This is a genomic window from Actinoplanes sp. TFC3, from assembly GCF_001553785.1.
GTDB lineage: Bacteria > Actinomycetota > Actinomycetes > Mycobacteriales > Micromonosporaceae > Actinoplanes.
The window spans coordinates 3,055,804-3,061,249 of sequence record NZ_LOJP01000001.1; the positions used below are offsets into that span (position 1 = coordinate 3,055,804).

Consider the following 5,446-nt stretch of genomic DNA (forward strand, 5'->3'; position numbering starts at 1 on the left):
GTGCTGGTGGGCGGCAACGACGGCGTCGGCGTGGGGGACGGCGAGGTGGGGTCGCTCTCCAGGGGGATCGGGAACTGGTCGGTGGGGTTGGCCGGGAGCTCCCCGAGCGCGGGCGGCTGGACCTGCGGTGCGGCCGTGGTGTCGTTGCTGCGCACCGCCCGGCTGATCACGAAGCCCGCGGCGACCACGACCAGCACGCCGGCCAGGATGACCGCGGCCGGCATGAGGAACTCGCTGAGGCGCCGGTGCCCGGTGCCGAGAAGCTCCGGTGGTACGGCGGCACCGCGCCGCCCGGTGCTGCGGTAGCCGTAGCCGGCCCTGGGCTGCTGCGGGCGACCTGGCGCACGGTCGTCGTCCGGCAACCGACCCTCCTCGGTCACGGTGATGTCCCCTGGCAAGGGAGTACACGTTCTCACCTTCAGTGAGTGATGGAGAAGAGCGATTTGAGTAACCGTCCGTTGTGGTCCATGATCCCCGGTGGTTCGTCCGTGATCGGCTCCGGACGGCGAGTACGGTGTCCGGAGCCCAGAAGACTAGGAGCGGCACAAACTATGAGTGTCCAGGACAAGACCGCCGGAAAGCGTCGCGGCCAGGCGCTCGCGGGCGCGCTCGCCGGCGTGGCGGTGATCGCGGTGCTGGTCGCCGTGTTCATCGGCATCCAGGTCGCCGGCGGCGACGACAAGACCACCACTACCAGCGCCGCCGCCCCGGCCGCGAGCGCGGCTGCACCCTCGGCGGCCGCCCCCGAACCTGTGCCCAGCGACGCGGCCCCGCAGACCGCTGCCGACCCGGCGCTGCAGCAGAAGCCGGAAATCACGGCGGGTAAGGGCGACGTCACCAAGCTGGTGGTCACGCCGATCATCGTGGGTAAGGGCCCCAAGCTGACCGCCGGGCAGACGATCCAGGCCAACTACATCGGCGTCACCTACAAGGACGGCAAGCAGTTCGACTCGTCCTGGGACCGCGGTCAGCCGGCCGTCTTCCCGGTCGGTGCGGGCCAGCTCATCAAGGGCTGGGACCAGGGCCTGGTCGGCGTGCCGGTGGGCAGCCGGGTGCAGCTCGACATCCCCGCCGAGCTGGCCTACGGTGAGCACCCCACCGGCGGCCGTCCGGCGGGCGACCTGCGCTTCATCATCGACATCCTGGCCGCGCAGTAGTTCTCACAGCTCGCGCACGATGACATCAGCCTGACGGGGGCGGCCGGCGGCGACCGGCCGTTCCTCGACGGTCCACTTCAAGTCCCGCAGCGCACTCAGCAGCTCGTCGACATCAGCGGCGCTGACCCCGGCGACGGCCAGCGCGCGGACCATCCGGCCCTTGGTGGCCTTGTTGAAGTGGCTGACCACCGAACGCCGCAGCTCGCCGTCCACGACCCGCTCGTGCAGCACGCGCAAAGCCACCGACCGCTGCGCCGGCGGCCCCCACATCGCGGCATAGGCCCCGCTGCGCAGATCCAGCACCGGGCCGTCGTCGGGCATGCTCCTGGTCAGAGCACTTTTCCAGTACGGCGTCAGCCCGCCGATCCCCGGCAGCACCACCCCGGCCGAGCATCGGTACGCCGGGATCCGATCGGTCAGGCGCACCACACCCCACAGCCCGGAGAACACCACCGCGCGCTCCGCCACCCAGCCGCGCGCCTCGGCCGGTAGCGCCGCATGGTCCAGCGCCTCGTACAGCACCCCGCTGTAGACCTGCGCCGCCGGGGCCGCCGGGGCGGTGAGCAGGCCGGCGTTGCGGTCGAGTTCGCCGCGCTGACCGGCGCGGAGCCCCAGCGTCCCCAGTGACTCCGCGACCGCCCTGGCGCTGGTCCGCTTGCTCAACGCGACGAGCTTGCTGAGCACCCGCTTGCGGGCGGTCGCGAGTTTCGGCAGCCACAACGCGGCCGGGTCGGCGGGTTCCCCGGCGGCAGGGGTGGACTTGCCCTCGGAGGGCGGGAGCAGGATCAGCACCGGGAAACGTTAGCTTCCGCCGTGGCCGGCCAGCGCGTCGGCCACGCTGGGATACAGTGCCAGCGCATGCGCCAGGCCTACGGTTTCCAGCAGGCCGCGCAGCCACGTGCTCGGCGAGGCCAGGCGCACCCAGCCGCCGGTGGACCGGGCCCGGTTGTGCGCGATGACGAACGAGCTGAGCCCGGTGGAGTCGCAGAACTCGACGCCGGACAGGTCCACCACCACCCGCGGCACGGGCCGGTCGAGCACCTGATTGAGCGTGGTGTCCAGCACCACCGCCGAGTCGATGTCGAGGTTGCCGCGAACGGTCACGATCACCGAGTCGTCCGGGTTGCCGATGACGGTCACCTGCACGTGGGCCTCCCACCTGGGCAAGTCCTTCTTCTGCCCCGTCAGGAGCGCCCCGGAACCTGCGGGACCGTGATCGTCGTACGGACCGTTGCCTGGTCGATCTCCGTGGTTCGCACGGTGAAGGTGATGTCGTACGTGCCGGGCAGCGGAAACGTCAGCGCCCCGACCGCGTCGTTGCGCGGGGTCAGCGGCAGCATCGGCGCCGAGACGGGTTCGAGGCCCTGGTCGCGCAGCCGGGTCGTCACGGTCCACTCCTGCGCGGGCAGCGGCTTGCCCTGCGGGGTGTAGGTGAACCCGTGCACGGTGTTGTTCTCACCCAGCTCCACCGGATACACGTAGTACTGCATCGTGAACAGGTTCGCCGTGAGCGTGCCGGACACCCCTTGCACCGCCGGCGCGCTCTGTCCCGTGGTGACGTCACGTCCCGGGGTGGTCTGCACCAGCACCGCGCTCAGCCCGAGCACCACGACCGTGGCCACCACCTCGATGCCGACCGTGCGCCGCAGCACCCCGGGGCCGGCCGTCATCACCCGGGAGCTGAGCACGAAGCGGCGGGCCAAGGCGGCCACCCCCAGCACCGCGGCCAGCACAGCAACCTTGGCGAGCAGGATCTTGCCGTACGAGGTGCCCCACACCGCCGCGAACGAGCCGACCTGCACCACCGCCTGCACCACCCCGGCCCCGACCAGCCACACCACCGACAGCGCGGCCCAGCGCGACCAGGCCGGCAGGATCCTGGCGAGCACCCGGGGATGCGTGCCGCGCAGCAGGAACACCGACAGCGTCACCAGCCCACCGATCCACACGGCCATGGCCGCCAGGTGCACCACGTCGGCGGCCACGATCGCGGCGCGCAGCGGCGACTCCGAGGCGTGCCCGGTCAGCGGCCACGTGACCAGCCCGCCCACCCCGAGCCCTGCCAGCACCAGCGCCCGCCAGCGTGACCGCTCGCCCCGCAGCACCGGCGGCAGCAGCGCGGCGACCACGGCGAGCACGGCCAGCCGCGCGATCAGCGTGAGCCCGAACGGGCTGGCCAGCACGTCCGCCAGCTCGATGACCGACACGTCCCACAGCGGTGCGCCGCTACCGGCCGGGGCCTGAGCCCACAGCGCGCCGAGGGTGGCCGCCGCTGTCACCACCAGACCGGCGCGCGTCAGCAGGATCGGGGCGCGGCGGGAGCGGCGGCGTGGCCAGAGCAGCGCCAGCATCAGGGCCGGCCCGATGATCAGCGTGAGCCCGCCGTACCCGAGAGCTCTGATGGTGGGAACCGCCACCCGCACCGAGGGATGCAGGGCCGTGGGGTCGCTCTCCGCCGGTCGCGCCGAGGGCGCACCCACCGAGAACGTGAGGGCGCCGCCGACCGGATGGCTGTCTGCCGAAATGATGCGATAACTCACCAGGTACGTTCCCAGCGGCTGATCGGCGTGCCGCACCTCGATGCGCAGCAGCGGTCCCGACGAGCTGACCGTGCCGGTGATGCGCTTGCCGTCGGGGGCCAGCACCTGCGTGCGATCCGCAACGATGCTGATGTTCTCGGTGAAGCGCACGACGATCTCGGTGGGCGCCGAGCCGATGACGCTGCCCGGCTCGGGGGAGGAGCTGATCAGCGCCGCGTGGGCGCTGGCCGGCGTGGCGGTGAGGCCCGCCGCGGCCAGCACGAGGAGCAGGAGGGCAAGGGCACGCTTCACGGCAGGTAGTTCGCTTCCCTGTCTCGAAAGGTTCAATGGCTTACCGATCGCCACGGGCGGGTACGGGCGAGGATACGATCCTGGCCGGATCACCCCGCTGCAAGGAGGCCTTCGATGTCCGTGCATGACCGCGCCGGCACCCCCGCCGATTCCCGCGACACCATCGACGTGCCCCGGGTGATCCTCAGCTACTACACCGAGCACCCCGACCCGTCGGTGGCCGGGCAGCGCGTCGCGTTCGGCACCTCCGGGCACCGCGGTTCGAGCCTGAGGACGGCGTTCAACGAGGATCACATCGTCGCCACCAGCCAGGCGATCGTCGAATACCGCAAGGCGCAGGGCACCGACGGCCCGCTGTTCTTGGGCCGCGACACCCACGCGCTCAGCGAGCCGGCCATGATCTCCGCGCTGGAGGTGTTCGCCGCCAACGACGTGACCGTGCTGATCGACAGCCGCGACGGCTACACGCCCACCCCCGCGGTGTCGCACGCGATCCTGACCTACAACCGGGGCCGCACCAACGGGCTGGCCGACGGCGTCGTGGTCACCCCCTCGCACAACCCGCCGGACGACGGTGGCTTCAAGTACAACCCGCCGAACGGCGGGCCCGCCGACACCGACGCCACCACCTGGATCCAGGACCGCGCCAACGAGCTGATCGCCGCCGGTCTCAAGGATGTCCGCCGGGTCAGCGCCGCCCGCGCCCGCACCTGCGAGCTCGTGTCGGGCTACGACTACCTGTCCAGCTATGTCGATGACCTGTCCTCGGTCATCGACATGGAGGCCATCCGCAACGCCGGGTTGCGCATCGGTGCCGACCCGCTGGGCGGCGCGTCGGTGGCCTACTGGGGTGAGATCGGCTCGCGCTACGGCCTGGATCTGACGGTCGTCAACCCGGACGTCGACCCCACGTTCAGGTTCATGACCCTGGACTGGGACGGCAAGATCCGCATGGACTGCTCGTCGCCGCACGCGATGGCCTCGCTGATCCAGCAGAAGGACCGCTTCCAGCTGGCCACCGGCAACGACGCCGACGCCGACCGCCACGGCATCGTGACCCCCGATGCCGGCCTGATGAACCCGAACCACTACCTGGCAGTCGCGATCAACTACCTGTTCACGGCACGCACGCAGTGGCCGTCCGGCGCAGCGATCGGCAAGACCCTGGTCTCCTCCTCGATGATCGACCGCGTGGCCGCTGACCTGGGCCGGCGCCTCGACGAGGTGCCCGTGGGCTTCAAGTGGTTCGTCCCCGGCCTGCTCAACGGCTCGGTTGGTTTCGGTGGCGAGGAAAGCGCCGGGGGCTCGTTCCTGCGCCGCGACGGCAGCGTCTGGAGCACCGACAAGGACGGGATCCTGCTCGACCTGCTGGCGTCGGAGATTCTGGCCACCACCGGCCGTACCCCCAGCCAGCACTACAAGGATCTGACCGGCAAGTTCGGATCCCCCGCGTACGCC

At 71.2% G+C, this 5,446-nt stretch carries 5 protein-coding genes and 1 pseudogene; 2 read left to right on the top strand and 4 right to left on the bottom strand.

Annotation, left to right across the window (positions count from 1 at the left end):
- A pseudogene (locus TFC3_RS13560) lies at positions 1-380 on the bottom strand (hypothetical protein); the annotation flags it as partial.
- Positions 381-467: 87 nt separating this feature from the next.
- Between TFC3_RS13560 and TFC3_RS13565 the strand changes: the two are divergent.
- Positions 468-1,157: an FKBP-type peptidyl-prolyl cis-trans isomerase gene (locus TFC3_RS13565; protein WP_369819674.1), complete on the top strand. Its 690-nt coding sequence runs from the start codon at positions 468-470 to the stop codon at positions 1,155-1,157.
- A 3-nt stretch (positions 1,158-1,160) separates the two neighbouring features.
- Here TFC3_RS13565 and TFC3_RS13570 read toward each other — a convergent pair whose 3' ends face one another.
- From TFC3_RS13570 to TFC3_RS13580, 3 genes are read right to left on the bottom strand one after another with little or no spacing between them, the layout of a single operon-like run.
- Positions 1,161-1,949: a YaaA family protein gene (locus tag TFC3_RS13570; RefSeq protein WP_067499715.1), complete on the bottom strand. Its 789-nt coding sequence runs from the start codon at positions 1,947-1,949 to the stop codon at positions 1,161-1,163.
- A gap of 9 nt (positions 1,950-1,958) precedes the next feature.
- The gene (locus TFC3_RS13575) at positions 1,959-2,303 is read right to left on the bottom strand and encodes an STAS domain-containing protein (protein WP_067499717.1); all 345 of its coding nucleotides are present in this window, start codon (positions 2,301-2,303) and stop codon (positions 1,959-1,961) included.
- A 38-nt stretch (positions 2,304-2,341) separates the two neighbouring features.
- Positions 2,342-3,988, bottom strand: a complete 1,647-nt coding sequence (locus TFC3_RS13580) for a copper resistance CopC/CopD family protein (protein WP_082772033.1) — start codon at positions 3,986-3,988, stop codon at positions 2,342-2,344.
- A gap of 114 nt (positions 3,989-4,102) precedes the next feature.
- Here TFC3_RS13580 and TFC3_RS13585 point away from each other — a divergent pair.
- Positions 4,103-5,446 (top strand): phosphoglucomutase (locus TFC3_RS13585; protein ID WP_067499719.1); only part of this gene is annotated, 1,344 nt, incomplete at its 3' end.